Raw genomic sequence first — 19,293 nt, 5'->3', positions numbered from 1 at the left:
TGCTGTCACGGCCCTTGCGATGGGCCAAAGGGCCGGTTTGCGATGGATAGGGGGCGTTATTTCAGAATGCCGTCGGCCCAGGCGGCGAAATCGCCCATGATGATGTCGCGGTTCACTTCGTTCAGGCTTTCGTGGCGGGTGTCGGCGTAAACCTTTGAAACCAGATTCGAAAAGCCCATCTTGCGCATGCGATTGGCGAGATGGGTGATGCCCTTGCCATAGTCCGAGGCGGGGTCTTTCTCGCCGCCAATAATGGCGACCGGAATGTCGCGACGGACGCCGGCAAAACCAGCATCCTTGCCGCCGTTCAGCGCCATCGAGACCACGTCGCGCCACATCGAGATAGAAGCATCCCAGCCGCACAGCGGATCGGCGATGTATTTCGCCACCTCGGCCTCGTCGCGCGACAGCCAGTCGAACAGCGTGCGGTGGTTGGGCACCGCCTTGCCCCAGGCCTGGAAGGTGAGTTTCGGCAGCAGGCGCGACGGCACATCCGAGCCCAGCCGCATGCGTTCCCAGGCGAGGACGCCGAGCGCCACCTGCCCAAGCAGGCCTTGCGAAAAATTGCCGTTCCAGATCGCGGCGGCATGGACGCGTGGCGAATGGCTCAAAAGGTAGTTCAGCGCCACCGACGCGCCCATCGAGTGACCGAAGAGGATGACCGGGAGGTCCGGGCACTCGCGGGCGATGAGATCGTGGATGGCATCGACATCGGCGATCACCTTGGCCGGACCATCCTTGTCGGCGAATCTGCCGAGCGGTGCGTCAGAGGCCTTGGTCGCGCCATGACCGCGATGGTCGTGGACATAGGTGTGGAAGCCGCGCGCCGAGAGAAAATCGGCAAAGCGGGCATAGCGCGCGGCGTGTTCGGCCAGGCCGTGATTGATCTGGACGACGGCGCGTGGCTTGCCCACCGCCTGTTTCACATAGAGGTTGAGGTCGGCACCGGTCGGTGAGCGGACCATGCGTTGTTGATTAAAGGGCATGGCCGCCTGGTCTCTCCCTCATTTTATCGTTGTTGGCTTTGTTTGCGCCGACCCCGGTTTGGCGTCAATCCACAGCAACTGCTTTTGCGCGACGATGTTTCTTGCGTTTGACCCGCAAAATATCGCAATTCTGACATGGAGACAGAGACAGTCTGTCGCCCACTTTGTTCAGCCGGGGATTTCTCATGCGCATTGGTGTCGTTTTCGGATTGGCCATGCTGGCGATGTCGCTGGCCAATGCTGCGCATGCCGAGGTCAAAATGAGCGGCACCTTCGTTGCCGACGCGGCCTGCCCGGCAACGCAGGCCATCAAGAACGGCAAGAACCCCGGCAATGTCTCGACCGATGCCGGACAGAGCTACCAGCTGCTTGCCGGCAACAAGGATGCGCCGACGCATTATCTGATCCTGGTGCCGGGCGCCGATCCGGAGCGGCGCTGGGTGAAGGTCACCTGCGGTCATCTGTCGGGCAGCGGTGCCGCGACGGTGCCGGCGGCACCTGGCGGACAAGGCAAGCCCGCCGCCTCGGGAAAACCCGAATATGTCTTCGCGCTGAGCTGGCAGCCGGCCTTCTGCGAGACCAAGTCGAACAAGACCGAATGCAAGGCGCAGAGCCCGAGCGAGTTCGACGCCACCAATTTCACCTTGCACGGCCTGTGGCCGCAGCCGAACGGCAATTTCTATTGCCAGGTGGCGGCAAGCGACAAGACCAACGACAATCCGGCCCACTGGAAGGACCTGCCACCGGTCAATCTGGACGCCGGCACCCGCAAGGAACTCGATCAGGTGATGCCAGGCACAGCCTCCCAGCTGGAACGGCATGAATGGATCAAGCATGGCACCTGCTACGGCAAGAGCCAGCAGGAGTATTTTTCCGACGCGCTCGGCCTAATGCGACAGGTCAACGCCTCGCCGGTGCGCGATCTCTTCGCCAAGACCATTGGCGGCAAGCTGACGGCGGACCAGATCCGTGGCGCCTTCGACCAGGCTTTCGGCGCTGGGGCAGGGGACCGCGTGCGGGTGTCCTGCGTCATCGATCCTTCGAGCGGCCGGCGGCTGATCGGCGAACTGACGCTCGGCCTTGCCGGTCCGATCGGCCCGAACTCTTCGCTCAAGGACCTGCTGCTCGCCTCGGTGCCGACCAACAAGGCCGGCTGCCCGACAGGCACCGTTGACGCGATCGGGTTCCAGTAAGTGTAGCGGGTCCGGTAACGGGCTGTCGTTGCGCCATGGCGCGGTGTTAGGGTGGGGCGACATCATTCGACGGGGATGGCGATGGGGGATGTGACAGGCAGTGCGCTGGCACGGCTGGCTTTCTGGGCCAAGGGCATGGTTTCGATCAACAATGCCCGGATGGAATGGCCGGGCTTTTCCTACAGCGATGCCGAGTGGGCGCGTATGCGCACGCTGTCCGAGCCGATCGGCGCCGGCACTTATCAGCTGTTCACGATGGTCAACGCGGCCATCTTCATCACCATCGCCGCGCTCGGCATTTTCGGCGTCTTCCTGCCGCTGGCGACATTGCTGTTTCCGATACCGGCCGAAACCAGCGCGCTGAAGTTCTCGATGCTGCTCGCTGCCTGCGCGTTCCTCATCATCGGGTTCGGCCTGCCGATCTCGATGCGCATCTCGGCCATGCTGGTGGGCGGCAAGACTTTGCGCGCGGCGCTGGTGCCCGATGCCGGCGATGAGGCGCTGGCGTCAAAAGTGTCCTGGCAGATCAACCGCATCATGCTGATCATGTGCGGCCTGCTGGTGCCGGGCATTCTTTTGTTCATCGCCTATGACATCCAGGCTGGGCCGATCATCACGGCGCTGAAATGGCTGGCGATCGTGCTGATGGCGGTCTCGACGTTTACAGGCATTGCGCGACAGAGAAAGTCGTAGCCAAACGAACTAGATCTGCGCCGACTTGGTCCAGGCGATGGCGGCGTCGGGCTCGTAGCCGCCTGGTTCGCCGACGACGCGATCACGCCCGGTCGACTTCGCCTTGTAGAGGCGCTGGTCGGCGAGCGCGAACAGGTCGGCAAGGCAGCGCGTCGTTTCGCCGACGGTTGAAACACCGGCGCTGACGGTCAGTTCGAAGCGGCTGGTCACGGTCGATGCCTTGACCGCGTAGCGGATGCTTTCGCCAAACAACCTGGCGACCGGATGCGGACGCGAACTCAGGACGGCGAATTCCTCGCCGCCGATCCGGAACACCTGGTCCTCGGCGCTCGCCACTTCGCGAAGCAGGCTTGCGACCGCTTTCAGCACCTTATCGCCCTCGGCATGGCCGAAACGGTCGTTGATCGACTTGAAATGATCGACATCGATGATCAGCAGGCTGAGGGGCCTCGCCGTGCGCAGGCTGACCTCGACGGCAGCCTCACCGTCGGCGTCGAAGCGCCCGCGATGCAGCAGGCCGGTCAGGCCGTCGCGGCCGACATGTTCGACCAGCGCTTCATAGCGCTCGCGATAGGTCAGGGTTTCGAAGATGTCGGTCAGCCCACGCGGCAGCGGAATGTCGCGGGCCTCGAACCATTTGAGGTAGGCGACAAGCATTGCGCTGAAGGTCAGCGCCGCCGCCATCTTGGCGAACCAGCCGCCGAAGAAGACGGCGATCGGCGCGCCGGCGACGAAATGCAGCGCGGTGAAGAAGCCCACCTGGTCGAAGGTCAGCACGCAGGCGACGCAAATCAGGATGCGCGCGAACTGCGCCTGGCGCAAATACCGCCCAAGCTTTTCATAGAGCAGGATGATCAGGATGGCGTCGATGAAGAGCAGTGTCGTGCCCCACACCATCAGCCAGCCCATCTCGTCGATGAAGCCGATGTCGGGGAGCTTGCCGTCGGGGAGCGGCGCGATCGCGTGCAGGCGCAACAGCAGCACCAGTCCGATCATCAGCGCATTGCCTAGCAGCAGGCCGTAGATCGGCTGGCGCACGGTGGCGGCGTCCTCCTTGATGTAGAGCAGGAGCAGCATCACCAGCTTGCCTGAAAACAGCACCGCCGAGCCCGGCGAGACCAAGCCGAACGGCAGCGCGACGTAAAAAACGCTGGCGAGATAGGTTTCCAGGAAATGCATGACGCCGAGCGCGCAGACGAAGACGCCGAGGCCAATGCGCTTGCGGAACCGGAAAAGCGTCACCATGACGCTGAAGTAGACGACCGCTTCGGCAAGGAGCAGGAAACTGTTCAGCACTGCCGTCGATCCGATCTCTCGCTCGAAATCGCGATAATCCAGCGATTCCACCCCGATCCTGTTTTGACGCGGAAGGGTTAACCGGAGATTTCAGCGGCCCCTTGACCGGTGGAAAAACGTCGTCGTTCGGCGAACACTTCCCCGTGTGCCCGAACTGAAGCGGCAAAAGCGATTGCCGTTCGCCGCCGCATCGCCTACATAGCGGCCAACCTCCATTCAATTCGACAAATCCAGTCATTTTTCAGGGAAAAGCGCGCGTGGCACGCCAGTTCATCTATCACATGGCCGGCCTCAACAAGGCCTATGGCACCAAGAAGGTGCTCGAGAACGTTCATCTGTCCTTCTATCCCGATGCCAAGATCGGCATTCTCGGCCCCAACGGCGCCGGCAAGTCGACGATCCTCAAGATCATGGCCGGGCTCGACAAGGAGTGGAGCGGCGAGGCGTGGCTCGCCGAAGGCGCCACCGTCGGCTACCTGGCGCAGGAGCCGGCGCTCGACGCGAACAAGACGGTGTTCGAGAACATCATGGAAGGCGTCGCCGCCAAGACCGCCATCATCGAGCGCTACAACGAATTGATGATGAACTACTCCGACGAGACGGCCGACGAGTCGGCCAAGCTCCAGGATGAGATGGACCGGCTGAACCTGTGGGATCTCGAACAGCAGGTCGAGATGGCGATGGAAGCGCTGGGCTGCCCGCCCAAGGATTCGGAAGTCACCAAGCTTTCAGGCGGCGAGCGCCGCCGCGTCGCGCTTTGCCAGCTTCTGCTGCGCCAGCCTGATCTTCTGCTGCTCGACGAGCCGACCAACCATCTCGATGCCGAAACCACGGCGTGGCTGGAAAAGCATCTGCGCGCCTATCCTGGCGCCGTGATGATCATCACCCACGATCGCTACTTCCTCGACAATGTCACCGGCTGGATCCTCGAGCTCGATCGCGGCCGCGGCATCCCCTATGAGGGCAACTACACCAAGTACCTCGAAGCCAAGGCCAAGCGCCTCAAGCAGGAAGGCCGCGAGGACGATGCCCGCCAGCGCGCCATCGGCCGCGAGCGCGAGTGGATCCAGTCGAGCCCGAAGGCCCGCCAGACCAAGTCCAAGGCACGTATCCAGGCCTTCCAGGACCTGCTGGATGCCGCCGACAAGCGGCGCCCGAGCGATACGCAGATCGTCATTCCGCACGGTGAGCGGCTCGGCAATGTGGTGATCGAGGTCGACGGCCTGTCGAAGGGCTTCGGCGATACGCTGCTGATCGACGGACTGGAATTCAAGCTGCCGCCGGGCGGCATCGTCGGCGTCATCGGCCCGAACGGCGCCGGCAAGACGACGCTGTTCCGCATGATCACCGGCCAGGAAAAGCCCGATGCCGGCACCGTCCGCGTCGGCGAGACGGTCAAGCTCGGCTATGTCGACCAGAGCCGCGATGCGCTCGATCCGTCGAAGACCGTCTGGGAAGAAATTTCGGGCGGCGCCGAAGTGGTCAAGCTCGGCAAGTTCGAGGCCAACACCCGCGCCTATTGCGCGTCGTTCAACTTCCGCGGCGGCGACCAGCAGCAGAAGGTCGGCAATCTCTCCGGCGGCCAGCGCAATCGCGTGCACCTGGCCAAGATGCTGAAGACCGGCGGCAATGTGCTGCTGCTCGACGAACCGACCAACGATCTTGACACGGAAACACTGGCGGCACTCGAAGATGCGCTGGAAAATTTCGGCGGCTGCGCGGTCATCATCTCGCACGATCGCATGTTCCTCGATCGTCTGGCGACGCACATCCTCGCCTTCGAGGGCGACAGCCATGTCGAATGGTTCGAGGGCAATTTCGAGGATTACGAGCAGGACAAGATCCGCCGGCTCGGGCCCGAAGCCGTCAACCCGCACCGCATGACCTACAAGAGGCTGACGCGGTAAGGGACAAACCGGGGCGGCGATTCTCAAGGCGATATGAGGAGCTCAAATGGCTGATTGGTCCGCCGCCCAATATCTGAAATTCGAGGATGAGCGCACGCGGCCCGCGCGTGACTTGGTGGCACAGGTGCCGGTCGATTTTCCGCGCCGGGTCGTCGACATCGGCTGTGGGCCTGGCAATTCGACCGAGCTTCTGGTCGAGCGCTGGCCGGATGCCGCGGTGAGCGGCTTCGACACCTCTCCCGACATGATCGAAAAGGCGAGGGCGCGCCTGCCCAACGTGACCTTCGATCTCGCCGATGCATCGAAATGGCAGCCGGCCGAGCCGGTCAATGTGATCTTCGCCAATGCGGTGTTCCAATGGCTGCCCACCCATCCGGCAGTGTTTCAGCGGCTGATGGGCTTTCTGACGCCTGGTGGTGCGCTGGCCGTTCAGATGCCTGACAATCTGCTTGAGCCTTCGCATCAGGTGATGCGCGAGACCGCGGCCGAAATGCCCTTCGCTGCAAAGATGGCGGGCGCGGCGCGTGGGCCGTTGCCGCCAGTGTCGTTCTATTATGACCTGCTGTCACCGCTCTCCGACCGGCTGGATATCTGGCACACGGCCTACAATCATCCCTTGGCTGACGCCGAGGCAATCGTCGAATGGGTGAAGTCGACGGGGCTGAAGCCTTTCCTCGATCCGCTGGAGGCCGACGAGCGCAAGCTGTTCCTCGACAGCTACACCGCCAAGATCAAACAAGCCTATCCGAAGACCGCGAACGGCAAAGTCTTGCTGCGCTTTCCCCGGATTTTCATTGTCGCCAAGCGGGCTGGCTAGGAAAGAATTACCCACTTCGCCAGCAGCAGGTTGCCGCTGCTTGACCCGGTTTCGCCGCCATGGCCAACTCATCGCGTGGGGCCATGATGGCCGAATGGCAGGGGGGTGGATGATGACTTTGAAAAGATTGCTTTATGGTGGCGGCTTGTGCGCGGCGGCGCTTCTGGCATTCTCGGTTTCGGCGGAGGCCAAGCGGGCGCGTTGCTTCACCACGGATGATGGCTATTTCGCGTGCAGCTACCGCGCGATCGACGATGCCGGCAGTTTCCGCATCTCGGCGCCGGGCTATCCGACCTATGTGCTGGAGATCGACGGGCCGGGCTTTGCCTATGGCTATGTCAATCTCGGCCGCCGCAATGTGCCGTTGCCGGGACAGTTCGTGCGCAGCCGCGACGACGGCGCCTGCTGGAACAACCCGCAGACCAACACCAAACTGTGTGCCTGGTAAGATGGGATTCAAGCCGACCTAAGCTTTGGTTTAAGCCGGCGTAAACGGCCTGATGAGAAAAGTGTTGCGCCGAAGCGTTTCGGCGCCCACATGAAGCCGCAACGCCCGCGGATGGGACAGACTGAAACATGCATCGCGTCATCATCAGCGGCATCGGCGCTGAAATTCCTGAAGCTGTCATCACGAACGAAGAGCTGGTCGAGAGCTTCAACAGCTGGGTCGACACGGAGAACGCGCGCCGGCAGGGCACCGACGAGGCGCTGCTGCAGAAGTCCGACAGCGACTTCATCGTCCATGCTTCGGGTGTGAAATCCCGCCATGTGATCGAGCGCGAAGGCATTCTCGATCCGACCCGCATGACGCCGCGCATTCCGGCGCGACCCGACGATGCGGTGTCGCTGGAAGCGGAGTTCGGCATCGCTTCGGCCAGGAAGGCGCTCGACCATGCCGGACTTGAACCGTCCCAGATCGACCTGGTCATCTGCTCGGCCTCGCACCACCAGCGGCCCTATCCGGCGATCGCCATCGAAATGCAGGAGGCGTTGGGCACCACCGGAGCCGGCTTCGACATGGGGCTTGGCTGTTCTTCCGCGGCGGCAGCGCTGCATCTGGCGGTCAATCTGGTGCGCTCGGGCGCGCACAAGCGCATTCTGGTGACTACGCCGGAAATCATCACCGGGCACCTCAATTTCCGCGACCGGCAGACGCATTTCATCTTTGGCGATGCCTCGGTGTCGCTGGTGGTGGAGGGGCTTGCCCAGGGTGACAAACGGCCAGGGCGTTTCGAGGTGCTCGACACGCGCCTGTGGACGCAGATGTCGAACAACATCCGCACCAATCTCGGCTACCACACCCGCACCGCCCAGGATGATCCCTACATGATCAACCTGGAAGGCAACCTCATCAAACAGGTCGGCAACAAGGTGTTCAAGGAAGTCACCGTTGCCGGCCAAAAATTCATCGTCGAGTTCCTGGCCGAGCACGGGCTGACCCCGCAGGCCGTCCGGCGCTTCTGGCTGCATCAGGCCAATGCGCGCATGAATGCGATGATCCTGAAACTGTCCTTCGGCCATGATGTCGATCACGATCGCGCGCCGATGGTGCTGGAGCGGCTGGGCAACACGGCGGGCGCCGGCGCCATCGTCGCGCTGTCGGAGAACCATGCCGACATGAAGCCCGGCGATTTCGGCTTGATCTGCGCTTTTGGCGCGGGGTATTCGATAGGCGGCGCGCTTATCAGAATGCTCTAGGCATCTCGGTATCGAGATGCTGGCCTGACAGGGCTATTCGGACTTTCGAAATCCACCCAGTCCGGCCGTTTCGTGCCCGTCTTCCACTCCCGTTCAGCCTGAACAGACCTCAACACAGCCTGTGTTGGGGGCTTGAACCAATGCGATCTCGTTTCAGAAAGGAGAGTTTCCAATGGTTGATGCCCGATGCAGTTGCGGCGCTCTCACGCTGACGCTTCCAGGACCATCAAGACTGGTTGTCGCCTGCCACTGTCTCGATTGCCAGCGCCGAACCGGCGCGCCATTCGGCGTCGGCGCCTTTTATCCGGTCGACGCGGTGGCCATCTCTGGAACCTCGAAAGAGTTCACCCGCGATGCGGTCAGTGGCGGCAAGGTGCACAGCTACTTTTGTCCCAACTGCGGCTCGACGGTCTATTGGAGAGCCGACCGGTTGCCGTCGATGATCGGCGTTGCCGTGGGTGCGCTGGCCGACCCGACATACCCGCCTCCCGTCAGGTCGATTTTCGAGCAGTCGAAACATGATTGGGTTCAGATCGACGGTGCTGCCGACCATTTTTGGCAAAGCAGCGCAACAGGGAAATCGAGCTGAGCTGGCGTTCGCCGCATCTTGCCTGTCAGGCTGGTGTGAAGGGGACCAGCATCGGCACTCGCCCGGCATAATCGTCATAGGCGCTGCCGAGTTCGCCACGCAGGAAGCTTTCCTCGAGCCTTGCCTTGACGACGATGCCGATGATGAGCAGCACGGTGCCCGCAATGCCCCATACGGTGCCCTTGGCCGCCATGGTGGCGAGGATGGCGAGCAGCAGTCCGGTGTAGATCGGGTGGCGGACGAGGCCGTAAGGGCCGGTGTCGACGACATGGTGGTCGGCCTTGGCGGTGACCGTGCCCGACCAGAGCCTGCCGAGATGCAGGCGCGCCCACCAAGCGAAGCCGATGCCGACGGCAATCAGGGCGACGCAGATCCAGGCTTCGGCCAGATCAGGCATCCACAGCCTGAGCCGGCCCTCATAGCCGTGCGCAGGAATGAACAACAGGATCGCACCCACCAGCCAAAGAACCCTGTAGCGGGCCTCCGCTTTGAAACCGGCGCGCTTCTGGGCAGGGTCGGTCCACAAAGCGGCGGCGGCCCAGGTCACCGCCCAGATCAACCAAAGCAGGGTGATTGCCGTCACCGGTCGCATGAGAACCTCCGCCGACTGTCCTGATATCACCATGAAGCCGGTGCAGCTCGGCAGCAATGCGGCGGTATCCGGAACCGGCTGCTGTTCCGGTAAGAAGATCGTGATCTCATTCGCTCGAGCAGTTGAACATCCACTGCACGCCGAACGCATCGACCAGCATGCCGAAGCTGGTTCCCCAATATTGCCGCGCCAGGGGCACGGTGATCCGCCCGCCTGCGGCCATGCGGGAGAAAAGCTCGCGCATGGCGGCCAGATCGTCGAACTCCAGCATCATGGCGGAGCCTTTCATCGGCTCCGCATCGTCATTGTCGGAGGCATGGAACAGAACGCCTGGACCTTCAAACCGCGCATGCAGGATCTTTCCGCGCATGGCTTCGGTTCGCACCGGCATGTCGTTGTCGCCCCAGCGCAGCAGGATTGTTTTCAGGCCAAGGCCGCACTGTTCGTAAAAGGCCAGTGCCGGCTCGCAATTGGTGGTGAAGAACAGCGAAGGGGAGAGGCGCATCCTGTCTTTCCCTATCTGGTCAGTGCGCGGCGGCGGTGGCGGCTGCGACGAGCGCGTCTCCGGTATATTGCCTGTCACCGATGCCCCAGCCGCCGTCGGGCGCGTTGACGATGTTGATCCAGGTGTTTTCTGGCCTGTGCCCGGGCACGCAGCGTTCGGCGACTATCCCGGAAGCGGCGTGGATGAAGGCCTTGCGGGCCTCGACCGAGGCAAGGCCGACATTGGGCAATTTCAACTCGACCATGACGACGGGCCGATTGCCGCCGCCGGCATAGATATGGCGCGACGGCAGGATGTGGACGGTGCCGCCGACGATCGCGGTGAAGAAAGAATTGCCGGTGGCGCCGGAGGCTTCGATGAGGGCGGCACTGAGGCGCGGCAGGATTTCGCGCTCGCCGGCCTCTGTCAGTACGCCTTCCGGTGCGGTCACGGTGATTGGCATTTAGGGTCTCCTTGTCCTCGGGTTGCACGGCCTTGTCGGTAGCTTCCGGCTTGCCATGTTTCGTATCAATTGTTACGTTATGTCAAACGAGCAAGTCAACAGGTTTCGTAGCGATCACTATGGATAATTTGGAAAAGGCCAAGGATTTGGAAAAGGCCAGGGGTGGTCGTCCCCGCGCGTTCGACCCCGACCGGGCACTGGATGCGGCGATGCATCTGTTCTGGGAGCATGGCTATGAGGCGACGTCGCTGGCAATGCTGCGCGAGGCGATGGGGCTGACGCCACCGCAGATCTACAACGCCTTCACCGACAAGGAGACTTTGTTTCGCAAGGCGCTGACACGCTACCACGAAACGGAGATCGGCTTTGCGCTGGATGCGATGAGCGCACAGGTGTCGACGCGGGAGGCGATCCGGCGGTTGCTGCTGGGGGCGGCGGAGGCCTATTCCAGGCCCGGCAAGCCGGGTGGCTGCCTGTTCGTCAGCGGTGCGCTGGCAGCCTCGCCGCAGGCGCAAGCCATTGCCGATGAACTCAAGGCCTATCGCAAGGCAAGTGAAGCGGCAATTGCCGAGCGGCTGGCCAAGGGGAGGGCGGCGGGCGATCTGCCGGAAGGCATCTCCGCCGAAGGCTTCGCCAAATACCTGGCCGGCGTCATGAACGGCATGTCGATCCAGGCGCGCGACGGCGCATCGGTCGAAGAGTTGCGCATTTTGGCCCAAACCGCTCTTGCGGCCTTGCCGGCCGAAGGGCAAAAACGGGAAGCATGATTCAAGGACAGAACGCCATGCTGGATCTCTTCCCCGAGGCCGACAAGCCGGCCGAAATCATCCCGGCGAAGAAGCTTTCCGCCCGCGCGGCAGCGCTCTATGTCGCGCCGGCGGATCATTTCCAGACGCGTCCAGTGGAGGAATTGCGGCTCGGCTTCGACGGCATATCGGGCGATTTTCATGCCGGACCGACGCGACGCTCGGGCGGGCGCGAACCCTGGTATCCGCGCGGCACCGAAATGCGCAACGAGCGGCAGCTGTCGATCGTGGCGATGGATGAACTGGCCATCGTCGCTGAGCGGATGAGGCTGGCCGAGATCAAGCCGGAATGGATCGGCGCCAATCTGGTGATCGAAGGCGTGCCGCATCTGTCGATGCTGCCGGCCGGCACGCTGCTGTTCTTCAAGGGCGGCGTGACCCTCAAGGTCGACGCCCAGAACGGGCCATGCCGCATCGCCGGGCGATCGATTGCTGAACATGCCGGAATGGCTGATGTGGAGGCCGGCGCACTGCTCTTCCCCAAAGTGGCCAAGCGGCTGCGTGGTCTCGTTGCCTGGGTCGAGAAGCCGGGAACGATCAGGGCCGGCGAAGAGATTTCGGCGCGGGTGCCGGAGCAGTGGATTTATCAGGCGTAGCCGCGAGCCTGAGGGCAGGGGCTACGCCGCCCATTGAGCGGCGTAGCGGACGCTGCAAATCGTCAGTCCTTGCGGTTCTTCTTGGCACCTTGCGCCATGACCGAAACGTGGTCCCACTTGTCCCAGGTGGCGAGGCGGTTGGCGTATTCCTGGCGGATCATCGGCAGGCCGCCATCGCCGAAGAACACGCGCAGCGGCGGCTCGGCGGCGTCGACGATGGCCAGCATCGCCGGACCGGTGGCCTCGGGATCGCCGGCGACCGAGTTGGCGCGGCGCTCGGCCATCTTGGCGCGGGCAGGCGCATAGGCCTCTATCGGCTTGGAGACCTTGGCGGAGGCGCCGGACCAGTCGGTGGAGAAGCCGCCCGGCTCGACCAGCGTGACATGGATGCCGAATTCCGCGACCTCGATGTTGAGCGACTGGCTGAAAGCTTCCAGCGCCCATTTCGAGGCATGGTAGAGGCCGAGCGAGGCAAAGGCATTGACGCCGCCGATCGACGAGATCTGGATGATGTGGCCGGACCGCTGCGCCCGCATGATCGGCAGTACGGCCTGCGTGACCCAGAGCGCGCCGAAGACATTGGTCTCGATCTGGTCGCGGGCTTCCTGTTCGCTGACTTCCTCAATGGCGCCGAAATGGCCGTAGCCGGCATTGTTGATGACGACGTCGAGCCGGCCAAAGCGCTTGTGCGCCTCGGCAATGGCGGCATCGACGGCTTTCTTGTCGGTGACGTCGAGCTTTATCGCGGCGATGTTGTCGCCATACTTCTCGACCAGATCGGCGAGCGTGCCGGCGTCACGGGCGGTCGCGGCAACGCGGTCGCCACGCGCCAATGCGGCTTCGGCCCAGACGCGGCCAAAACCCTTCGACGATCCGGTGATGAACCAAACCTTTGATGTCATGATGTGGAATCCTTGCCCCTGCGGGCGCAATTTTTGGATGAAAGCGGAGGCTTCTCCGCTTTCGCGCATATACGGTCTATCCTCTGATTTTCCAGAGGCGAGGGGAAATCTTTTTGAACAAGACGTCCTCTGATCAGGGGTAATTCACCTGAGACGACCACGCCGGGTCGTCGTGCTTTTGCCAGTAGAGCGCCGTCAGCCGGCTGGTGATCGGCCCGACCTTGCCGTCCGCGATCGCCGCGCCATCGATCTGCGTCACCGGCATGATGCCACCGGCGGTCGAGGTGATGAAGACCTCGTCGGCCGCCTTGAGCGCGGCCACGCTGACATCGGCCGCATTGGCGACAAGACCTTCCTCGTCGCAGAGTTCGAAGACGGTGCGCCTTGTGATGCCGGGCAGCACGCCGATGGCCGGCGTCGACAGTCTGCCGTCCTTGACGCAGAAGACGTTGAAGCCCGGGCCTTCGGCGACGTTGCCGTTGAAGTCGAGGATGAGCGCGGTCTCGGCGCCGCGGTCATAGGCATCGTAGAGGCCGCGCACCAGATCGAGCCAGTGGTAGTTCTTGATCGCCGGATCGATCGAAGCCGGCGGAATGCGCACCTTGTCGCTGATGGCGACACGCAGGCCGCGCTGCAACTGCTCTGCATTGGCGACCGAGCCGAACGGCACGGCGAATGCCATGAAGCGGTTGATCGCCTGGCGCGGATCGCGGCTGAAGGTCGGCGAGGCGCCGCGCGTGCACAGCATCTCGACATAGGCGGCGCGATGGCCCGACAGTGCTGCGCAATTGTGCAGGATCTCAGTCACGCCATCCCTGTCGAAAGGGATGGTCATGCGCAGCTTTTCCAGCCCGCCGAAGAAGCGGTCGAGATGCAGGTCGAGGCGGAAGAAGCGGCCGTTCCAGACATGCACCGTGTCGTAGGTGGCGTCGGAATGCAGTAATCCCCAATCCAGCAGCGAGATCTTGGCTTGCGACATCGGCAGGTACTGGCCGTCGAGGAAGGCGATGCCGTCGGGATAGGAATGTGGGTCGATATGGCGATCGCTCACCGCTGGCAGCGGCTTCGAAGCCTGTGTTGCCGTCGTCTGATCCATCGGGGCCTCCTCGCGCGCAGGGCGGGTCATCAGCCTATCGGCGCCGGACAGAAGGCATAGAGCCAGCCATCAGGCGATGTTCGTCCTCCAGGACGGTCTAGCCGATACATTGGATTGGAGTTGCCTTATAATCCGATGGGGCAGAATGGGAGGGGGATATGGGCAGGTTTTGGGCCGTCATGGCGGCCATGATGATTGTTGCCGCCGCGGGCGAAGCCAGCGCGCAATGTACGAAAGACGGTGACGAACTCTGCCAGGGCGGTCAGACCTATCGCTGCGAGAAGACCGGCAGCGAATTGACGCCGATCTTCCAGAACGTGCCTTGCGCGGTGAACGTGCCGGCGCAGACATTTACCGGCACCTGGGTCGGCAGCGGCCACCAGAGCCCGGCAGGCGACGCCGGCGCCGACTGGGCGATCGCCATGACGATCAGGGATGACGGCGCGTCGATCGACTATCCGTCCCTCGGCTGCGGCGGGTCGCTGTCGCAGACGTCGAGGGACGAGACGTCGGCGGAATTCCATGAGAGCATCACCTACGGCCAGGACAAGTGCATCGATGGCGGCGACATCACCGTCCGGTTTTTCAAGGGAAACCTGTCCTGGACCTGGGTCGGCCAGGCCGACGGTCAGCCCTACAATGCGATCGCCGTGCTGACCCGGCAATAGCGCCTCACTCCTCCTCATCGTCGGCGTCGAGCAAGCGTGTCGCGCGCCAGCGGGTGAGCACGATGTTGGTCTGCTCGATGACGAAGAAGCGGGCGGAGTCGCGGTCATAGCCCTCGGCCAGCAGCTTTTCGTAGTCGGTGTGCATGTGGCGTATATGGGCGATCGTCGCCAGCCACACCGCGATCGTCGGCGGCAAGGTCTTCATATGCACCGAGCCGGCGTCAGTGCGGATCTTTTCCATGTCGGCGTAGGGCGCCAGCGGCAGAAGTGCTGTCAGCGCCTTGGCGATGGCGCGGCGGCGGCCGGTCGGCGCTGTCATCGTTCCTCGCGCCCCTCAATGGTCGACTCGGCAATGGCATCGGTCGAGGCGAAATAAGGCTTGATGTCGATGACCGGCGTGCCGTCGAGCACGTCGATGGCGTCGAGATCGATACGTCCGGTGCCGATGTCCAGCCCGACGAGCCTGGCGACATGCAGGCCGACCGGGTTCGGCCGGGCAGGGGAGCGCAGGCCGAATACGCCTTTTGCTTCAGCCGCATGGCGGGGTTTCTGCACAATCAGATTCCGCGGCGCGTGATGCAGCCAGGACAGGACGATGACATGGCTGGCGCGCTCCAGTCCGCGCAAGCCATCCCGGTAGGGCGCGTCGATGGTCAGCACCGCCGGCTGCCCGGTCTCGCGGGCCGTGCGCATGTTTTTCGGGCAGCTCTCCCGCGTCACCCAAGGCGAGGCGATGCGGCCGATGAAGACGACGCCAGCATCCGCCGGCATCGTTGCTGGATCCTGTTCCAGCCTCTGCTCGCCTTCGCGTGCCTCGAACATTTCACGCGGCCCGGTCATTCTGCCTGTCTCTGTGTTGGCGCCTGTCATTGCCCCGGAACTGCACCACATTTTTGCGCGGCACACACCGGAAAATCACGCATGCGGCATTTTCTGGTCCGGAAGCGACATAGCGCTTGCAAGGTTTTGAAAATCGACATAAACATATGTTTATATCTTTTTCAAAGTGAATGCGCTGAAAAGAGAATACGCTGATGCATGTCTCGCTCGACACCATGGTGGATACGCTGAAGGCGGCGGCCGAATCCAGCCGCTTGCGCATATTGGCATTGTTGTCGCGTGGCGACCTCACCGTTTCCGATCTTACCGAAATTCTCGGCCAGTCCCAGCCGCGGGTCTCGCGCCACCTGAAGCTGCTGCTCGAAGCCGGGCTGATCGGCCGCTACCAGGAAGGGTCATGGGCCTTCTTCCGCCTCTCGGATACCGATTCCGCGCGTGACTTCGTCATGGGGCTGGTTTCCAGCATTCGCGGCGCCGATCCGCAGGTCCAGCGTGATCTTGAGCGCCTGGCCTCGGTCAAGCGCAAGCGGCAGGACCGGGCGACGGAGTACTTTTCCGTGAATGCGGCGAGTTGGGACCATATCCGCTCGCTGCACGTGCCGGACCGTGCCGTCGAGGCCGCGATGCTGAAGCTGGTCGGCAAGCGGCCGTTCCAGTCGATGCTGGATCTCGGCACTGGCACCGGACGGCTGCTCGAAATCTTCTCGCCGCTCTACCGGCGCGGCGTCGGCATCGACATGTCGCGTGAGATGCTGACCGTGGCGCGCGCCAATCTCGACAAGGCCGGCGTTTCCAATGCGCAGGTGCGGCAGGGCGACATCTTCTCGCCGCCGGTCGAGCGCGATGCCTTCGATCTCGTCACCATCCATCAGGTGCTGCACTATCTCGATGATCCGGCCCGCGCCATCCACGAGGCGGCGCGGCTTTTGCGCCCGTCGGGCCGGCTGGTCATCGTCGATTTCGCACCGCACACGCTGGAATTCCTGCGCGATGAGCATGCGCATGTCAGGCTCGGCTTTTCCGACCGGCAGATCGGCGAATGGTTTGCCGAGGCCGGCCTCGATCTCGAGGATGCCCAGGAGTTCGAGCCGCGCGGCGGCAACGAGGCCAGGCTTACCGTAAAACTCTGGCTTGGCCGCGACCGGCGCCTGCTGATCGCCGATCCCGCCAATGAGCAGACCAAAGTGAACTCGATAGGGGAAATCGCCTGATGAACCAGTTCCGCTTTTCCCGCCGCCCCGACATTGGCGACAAGGTCAAGGTTTCCTTCGAATTCTTCCCGCCCAAGAACGACGAGATGGAGGCGCGGCTGTGGGACACGGTCACCCGGCTGGAGCCGCTGAAGCCGAAATTCGTCTCGGTGACCTATGGCGCCGGCGGTTCGACGCGTGAGCGCACGGCGCGTACCATCAGCCGCATCCTGAAGGAGACCAGCCTGACGCCGGCCGCGCACATGACCTGCGTCGACGCTGCCCGCCATCAGGTCGATGCGGTGATCCAGGAATTCGTCGGTATGGGCGTGAAGCGGTTCGTCGCCCTGCGCGGCGATCCGGCCGCGGGCGTCGGCACGGCCTATCGGCCGCATCCGGACGGCTACGCCAATGGCGCCGAGCTGGTCGGCGCGCTGAAAGACGCCGGCGATTTCGACATTTCGGTTTCGGCCTATCCGGAGAAGCATCCCGAAAGCCCGGACTTCGCCACCGATATCGATATGCTGAAGCGCAAGGTCGACAATGGCGCGACGCGGGCGATCACCCAGTTCTTCTTCGACAATGATCTCTACGAGCGCTATGTCGAGCGCGCGCGCCGCGCTGGCATTTACATCCCGATCGTGCCCGGCATCTTGCCGGTGCACAATTTCACCCAGGTCGCCAACTTCTCGGCGCGCTGCGGCGCGCTGGTGCCGGCATGGCTGGCCGAGCGCTTCGACGGCTTGCAGAACGACCCGCAGACGCATGCGCTGGTGGCATCGGCCGTGGCCGCCGAACAGGTGCTCGATCTGGTCGAGCGCGGGGTGGGCGATTTCCACTTCTACACGATGAACCGCGCCGATCTCGTCTTTGCCATCTGCCACATGATCGGCATCCGTTCGCACGAGGCGGAGGTGGCCGGATCGGCTGCGGCCTAAGGTTCTGCCAGACAAGCAAAAGGCCGGGTAAAAACCCGGCCCTTCGAATTGGTTGGACTATTTGGTGCTGGTCTTCCCCGTCTTGGCGGGTTCAGGGAAGGACGCCCATAATGAGGGCGCCGATGAAAGCAAACGCAGCACAAATCATCAATGCGTTGATTGGCCTCGTAAGTCCCATGACATAGCCTCCTCTTAAAGAGCTATGCCTAGAGTCTAGGTCCATTTGTGCCACAGGCAAGCGGAAAATGTGCTGCATTGCGACGTAAATGCTAGATTTGCGACCTCGCTTTTGCCGTTAGCCGTTGAAACTTCTCGGCAAAAACCCGCTTCAGGCCTGTGAATAAATTGTGGCGACCGCGTGTCGATCCTGTGTCATGGCAGCGCTACCACCACGAAAGTCGACTTCGAGTTTGGCGTCAATCGGAGGATCCAATCAAAGTGGTTGGAGCGCGTCCAATTGGACGCGCGGCTCTCTACCGTCTTCCAAGGACACGTCCGTCGATTGTGAGAAGACCAAGGCCGATCAGCACCACGCCGCCGATCTCGAACAGTTCCAGCCGCTCGCCAAGAAACAGGAAACCGAGCAGCATGGCGCTGGCCGGCACGATCAGCGTGACCAGCGAGGCGTTGGTGGCGCCGGCCGAGGCGACGAGGTTGAAATAGAGGATGTAGGCGAAGGCGGTGGACAAAAGCGCCAGTGCCAGCACCGCGGCCCAGACCGGCGGCGAGGCCGAGAACAGGCCGGCGGGTCCGTGCGCCAGCAGCACGACCGGAATCATGATGATGGTTGAAGCGGTCAACTGCCCGGTGGCGATGACCGGCGAGGGCACGCCCTTGAAGCGGCGGGCGACCATCAGCGCGATGCCATAAGACAAGGACGCGCCGATCAGTGCGAATTTCGCCCAGGCCGGGCCGCCTAGGCCGGCGAGCAGGCCGGGACCGATCATGACAGCTGTGCCGGCGACGCCGAGCGCTATGCCGGCGAGCTTGTTCCAGGACAGCTTCTCATCCGATGTCAGAGCGTTGGCGAGGATCAGCGTCCAGAACGGCGTCGTCGCGTTGAGCACCGAGGCGACACCGGCGCCAAGCTCGGTCTGGCCGGCGAAGATCAGCGAGAAGGGCACGACATTGTTGGTGAAGGCCAGCAGGAAGAACAGTCCGGCGTGCGGAAAGGCGAGGCGGAAGGATGGGCCGCGAATGGCCAGATAGAGCTGCAGCGCGATTGCGGCGATGGCGACGCGAAACAGCACCAGCACCAGCGGGTGAAGGTCGGCCACCGCAATGCGGGCGAAGAAGAACGAGCCGCCCCAGATCGCGCCGAGCAGCAGGAGCTGTCCCCAGTCCTTGAGCACCATCGGCCCGCGTGGCGCAGATGTCTCGGCTATTGCCATGTTGATCGCCCTCCCAGACGGCCTGAATGCCGGCCAGTCGGGTGAAGGGCATATCGGGTTTGCCAGCAAGGGCCACCCGAAACCTGATCGCTGGCAAACACTGCTGCCACAGAGCTAGCGCCGTTGCGTCAGGTACACGAGACACAGA

General features: G+C 63.0%; 22 protein-coding genes. 12 read left to right on the top strand and 10 right to left on the bottom strand.

From position 1 onward, the window contains the following. Window positions 1–56: 56 nt before the first annotated feature. On the bottom strand, window positions 57–986 hold the full coding sequence (locus AC1D05_RS08005) for an alpha/beta fold hydrolase (RefSeq protein WP_477439795.1): 930 nt from the start codon (window positions 984–986) through the stop codon (window positions 57–59). 185 nt (window positions 987–1,171) lie between these two features. Here AC1D05_RS08005 and AC1D05_RS08000 point away from each other — a divergent pair, with 185 nt between their 5' ends. Further along, on the top strand, window positions 1,172–2,179 hold the full coding sequence (locus AC1D05_RS08000; RefSeq protein WP_477439793.1) for a ribonuclease T2 family protein: 1,008 nt from the start codon (window positions 1,172–1,174) through the stop codon (window positions 2,177–2,179). Between the two features lie 81 nt (window positions 2,180–2,260). After that, complete coding sequence (locus AC1D05_RS07995) at window positions 2,261–2,872, top strand: hypothetical protein (RefSeq protein ID WP_477439791.1); 612 nt, start codon at window positions 2,261–2,263, stop codon at window positions 2,870–2,872. A 9-nt stretch (window positions 2,873–2,881) separates the two neighbouring features. On the opposite strand, the gene AC1D05_RS07990 is transcribed toward AC1D05_RS07995, so the two are convergent. After that, on the bottom strand, window positions 2,882–4,168 hold the full coding sequence (locus AC1D05_RS07990; protein ID WP_477439957.1) for a GGDEF domain-containing protein: 1,287 nt from the start codon (window positions 4,166–4,168) through the stop codon (window positions 2,882–2,884). Between the two features lie 257 nt (window positions 4,169–4,425). Here AC1D05_RS07990 and ettA point away from each other — a divergent pair, with 257 nt between their 5' ends. The 5 genes from ettA (at window position 4,426) to AC1D05_RS07965 (ending at window position 9,179) form a co-directional block, all read left to right on the top strand. Further along, complete coding sequence (gene ettA / locus AC1D05_RS07985; RefSeq protein WP_477439789.1) at window positions 4,426–6,075, top strand: energy-dependent translational throttle protein EttA; 1,650 nt, start codon at window positions 4,426–4,428, stop codon at window positions 6,073–6,075. A 46-nt stretch (window positions 6,076–6,121) separates the two neighbouring features. Then, window positions 6,122–6,892, top strand: coding sequence for a trans-aconitate 2-methyltransferase (tam, locus tag AC1D05_RS07980; RefSeq protein WP_477439787.1), 771 nt, complete (start codon window positions 6,122–6,124; stop codon window positions 6,890–6,892). A gap of 109 nt (window positions 6,893–7,001) precedes the next feature. Further along, window positions 7,002–7,340 carry a hypothetical protein gene (locus AC1D05_RS07975; RefSeq protein ID WP_477439785.1) on the top strand — a complete coding sequence of 113 codons (339 nt, stop codon included), beginning with the start codon at window positions 7,002–7,004 and terminating at the stop codon, window positions 7,338–7,340. Window positions 7,341–7,468: 128 nt separating this feature from the next. Then, entirely contained in the window at window positions 7,469–8,590 is a 1,122-nt protein-coding gene (locus tag AC1D05_RS07970) for a beta-ketoacyl-ACP synthase III (RefSeq protein ID WP_477439783.1), read from the top strand. A 172-nt stretch (window positions 8,591–8,762) separates the two neighbouring features. Continuing rightward, a complete protein-coding gene (locus tag AC1D05_RS07965) occupies window positions 8,763–9,179 on the top strand; it encodes a GFA family protein (RefSeq protein ID WP_477439781.1) in 417 nt (138 codons plus the stop codon). Between the two features lie 25 nt (window positions 9,180–9,204). Here AC1D05_RS07965 and AC1D05_RS07960 read toward each other — a convergent pair whose 3' ends face one another. From AC1D05_RS07960 to AC1D05_RS07950, 3 genes are all read right to left on the bottom strand, one after another. Continuing rightward, the gene (locus tag AC1D05_RS07960; protein WP_477439779.1) at window positions 9,205–9,771 is read right to left on the bottom strand and encodes a methyltransferase family protein; all 567 of its coding nucleotides are present in this window, start codon (window positions 9,769–9,771) and stop codon (window positions 9,205–9,207) included. 106 nt (window positions 9,772–9,877) lie between these two features. After that, window positions 9,878–10,276, bottom strand: coding sequence for a VOC family protein (locus tag AC1D05_RS07955; protein ID WP_477439777.1), 399 nt, complete (start codon window positions 10,274–10,276; stop codon window positions 9,878–9,880). Window positions 10,277–10,295: 19 nt separating this feature from the next. After that, the gene (locus tag AC1D05_RS07950) at window positions 10,296–10,718 is read right to left on the bottom strand and encodes a tautomerase family protein (RefSeq protein WP_477439775.1); all 423 of its coding nucleotides are present in this window, start codon (window positions 10,716–10,718) and stop codon (window positions 10,296–10,298) included. A gap of 119 nt (window positions 10,719–10,837) precedes the next feature. On the opposite strand from AC1D05_RS07950, the gene AC1D05_RS07945 reads away from it, so the two are divergent. Then, window positions 10,838–11,485, top strand: coding sequence for a TetR/AcrR family transcriptional regulator (locus AC1D05_RS07945; protein WP_477439773.1), 648 nt, complete (start codon window positions 10,838–10,840; stop codon window positions 11,483–11,485). Window positions 11,486–11,502: 17 nt separating this feature from the next. Continuing rightward, a complete protein-coding gene (locus AC1D05_RS07940) occupies window positions 11,503–12,120 on the top strand; it encodes an MOSC domain-containing protein (protein ID WP_477439771.1) in 618 nt (205 codons plus the stop codon). 62 nt (window positions 12,121–12,182) lie between these two features. Here the strand turns inward: AC1D05_RS07940 and AC1D05_RS07935 are convergent, their stop codons facing one another. After that, complete coding sequence (locus tag AC1D05_RS07935) at window positions 12,183–13,022, bottom strand: SDR family oxidoreductase (protein WP_477439769.1); 840 nt, start codon at window positions 13,020–13,022, stop codon at window positions 12,183–12,185. A gap of 133 nt (window positions 13,023–13,155) precedes the next feature. Further along, the gene (locus AC1D05_RS07930) at window positions 13,156–14,118 is read right to left on the bottom strand and encodes a D-amino acid aminotransferase (protein ID WP_477439767.1); all 963 of its coding nucleotides are present in this window, start codon (window positions 14,116–14,118) and stop codon (window positions 13,156–13,158) included. Window positions 14,119–14,276: 158 nt separating this feature from the next. On the opposite strand from AC1D05_RS07930, the gene AC1D05_RS07925 reads away from it, so the two are divergent. Further along, a complete protein-coding gene (locus tag AC1D05_RS07925; protein WP_477439765.1) occupies window positions 14,277–14,786 on the top strand; it encodes a hypothetical protein in 510 nt (169 codons plus the stop codon). A 4-nt stretch (window positions 14,787–14,790) separates the two neighbouring features. Here the strand turns inward: AC1D05_RS07925 and AC1D05_RS07920 are convergent, their stop codons facing one another. Together AC1D05_RS07920 and tsaA are read right to left on the bottom strand one after the other, a co-directional pair. Then, a complete protein-coding gene (locus tag AC1D05_RS07920) occupies window positions 14,791–15,105 on the bottom strand; it encodes a DUF2293 domain-containing protein (protein ID WP_135881930.1) in 315 nt (104 codons plus the stop codon). After that, window positions 15,102–15,626: a tRNA (N6-threonylcarbamoyladenosine(37)-N6)-methyltransferase TrmO gene (gene tsaA, locus AC1D05_RS07915; RefSeq protein ID WP_477439763.1), complete on the bottom strand. Its 525-nt coding sequence runs from the start codon at window positions 15,624–15,626 to the stop codon at window positions 15,102–15,104. Before tsaA ends, AC1D05_RS07920 begins: the two co-directional genes overlap by 4 nt. 194 nt (window positions 15,627–15,820) lie before the next feature. On the opposite strand from tsaA, the gene AC1D05_RS07910 reads away from it, so the two are divergent. Both AC1D05_RS07910 and metF read left to right on the top strand, forming a co-directional pair. Continuing rightward, window positions 15,821–16,837 (top strand): ArsR/SmtB family transcription factor, encoded by a 1,017-nt coding sequence (locus AC1D05_RS07910; protein WP_477439761.1) that lies wholly within the window; start codon window positions 15,821–15,823, stop codon window positions 16,835–16,837. Next, window positions 16,837–17,754 (top strand): methylenetetrahydrofolate reductase [NAD(P)H], encoded by a 918-nt coding sequence (metF, locus tag AC1D05_RS07905; protein ID WP_477439759.1) that lies wholly within the window; start codon window positions 16,837–16,839, stop codon window positions 17,752–17,754. The genes AC1D05_RS07910 and metF overlap by 1 nt, the downstream gene beginning before the upstream one ends. A 473-nt stretch (window positions 17,755–18,227) precedes the next feature. Here the strand turns inward: metF and AC1D05_RS07900 are convergent, their stop codons facing one another. Beyond that, entirely contained in the window at window positions 18,228–19,145 is a 918-nt protein-coding gene (locus AC1D05_RS07900) for a DMT family transporter (protein WP_477439757.1), read from the bottom strand. Between the last annotated feature and the right edge of the window lie 148 nt (window positions 19,146–19,293).

Source organism: Mesorhizobium sp. P2_E9 (genome assembly GCF_056403815.1).
This window is presented reverse-complemented; position numbering and strand designations above follow the sequence as displayed.

What these genes read in the sequence shown, in the direction of transcription:
- AC1D05_RS08005 (WP_477439795.1), bottom strand. Translation starts at nt 986, where the DNA reads ATGCCCTTTAATCAACAACGCATGGTCCGCTCACCGACCGGTGCCGAC.
- AC1D05_RS08000 (WP_477439793.1), top strand. Translation starts at nt 1,172, where the DNA reads ATGCGCATTGGTGTCGTTTTCGGATTGGCCATGCTGGCGATGTCGCTG.
- AC1D05_RS07995 (WP_477439791.1), top strand. Translation starts at nt 2,261, where the DNA reads ATGGGGGATGTGACAGGCAGTGCGCTGGCACGGCTGGCTTTCTGGGCC.
- tam (WP_477439787.1), top strand. Translation starts at nt 6,122, where the DNA reads ATGGCTGATTGGTCCGCCGCCCAATATCTGAAATTCGAGGATGAGCGC.
- AC1D05_RS07975 (WP_477439785.1), top strand. Translation starts at nt 7,002, where the DNA reads ATGATGACTTTGAAAAGATTGCTTTATGGTGGCGGCTTGTGCGCGGCG.
- AC1D05_RS07970 (WP_477439783.1), top strand. Translation starts at nt 7,469, where the DNA reads ATGCATCGCGTCATCATCAGCGGCATCGGCGCTGAAATTCCTGAAGCT.
- AC1D05_RS07965 (WP_477439781.1), top strand. Translation starts at nt 8,763, where the DNA reads ATGGTTGATGCCCGATGCAGTTGCGGCGCTCTCACGCTGACGCTTCCA.
- AC1D05_RS07960 (WP_477439779.1), bottom strand. Translation starts at nt 9,771, where the DNA reads ATGCGACCGGTGACGGCAATCACCCTGCTTTGGTTGATCTGGGCGGTG.
- AC1D05_RS07955 (WP_477439777.1), bottom strand. Translation starts at nt 10,276, where the DNA reads ATGCGCCTCTCCCCTTCGCTGTTCTTCACCACCAATTGCGAGCCGGCA.
- AC1D05_RS07950 (WP_477439775.1), bottom strand. Translation starts at nt 10,718, where the DNA reads ATGCCAATCACCGTGACCGCACCGGAAGGCGTACTGACAGAGGCCGGC.
- AC1D05_RS07945 (WP_477439773.1), top strand. Translation starts at nt 10,838, where the DNA reads ATGGATAATTTGGAAAAGGCCAAGGATTTGGAAAAGGCCAGGGGTGGT.
- AC1D05_RS07940 (WP_477439771.1), top strand. Translation starts at nt 11,503, where the DNA reads ATGCTGGATCTCTTCCCCGAGGCCGACAAGCCGGCCGAAATCATCCCG.
- AC1D05_RS07935 (WP_477439769.1), bottom strand. Translation starts at nt 13,022, where the DNA reads ATGACATCAAAGGTTTGGTTCATCACCGGATCGTCGAAGGGTTTTGGC.
- AC1D05_RS07930 (WP_477439767.1), bottom strand. Translation starts at nt 14,118, where the DNA reads ATGGATCAGACGACGGCAACACAGGCTTCGAAGCCGCTGCCAGCGGTG.
- AC1D05_RS07925 (WP_477439765.1), top strand. Translation starts at nt 14,277, where the DNA reads ATGGGCAGGTTTTGGGCCGTCATGGCGGCCATGATGATTGTTGCCGCC.
- AC1D05_RS07920 (WP_135881930.1), bottom strand. Translation starts at nt 15,105, where the DNA reads ATGACAGCGCCGACCGGCCGCCGCCGCGCCATCGCCAAGGCGCTGACA.
- tsaA (WP_477439763.1), bottom strand. Translation starts at nt 15,626, where the DNA reads ATGACCGGGCCGCGTGAAATGTTCGAGGCACGCGAAGGCGAGCAGAGG.
- AC1D05_RS07910 (WP_477439761.1), top strand. Translation starts at nt 15,821, where the DNA reads ATGCATGTCTCGCTCGACACCATGGTGGATACGCTGAAGGCGGCGGCC.
- metF (WP_477439759.1), top strand. Translation starts at nt 16,837, where the DNA reads ATGAACCAGTTCCGCTTTTCCCGCCGCCCCGACATTGGCGACAAGGTC.
- AC1D05_RS07900 (WP_477439757.1), bottom strand. Translation starts at nt 19,145, where the DNA reads ATGGCAATAGCCGAGACATCTGCGCCACGCGGGCCGATGGTGCTCAAG.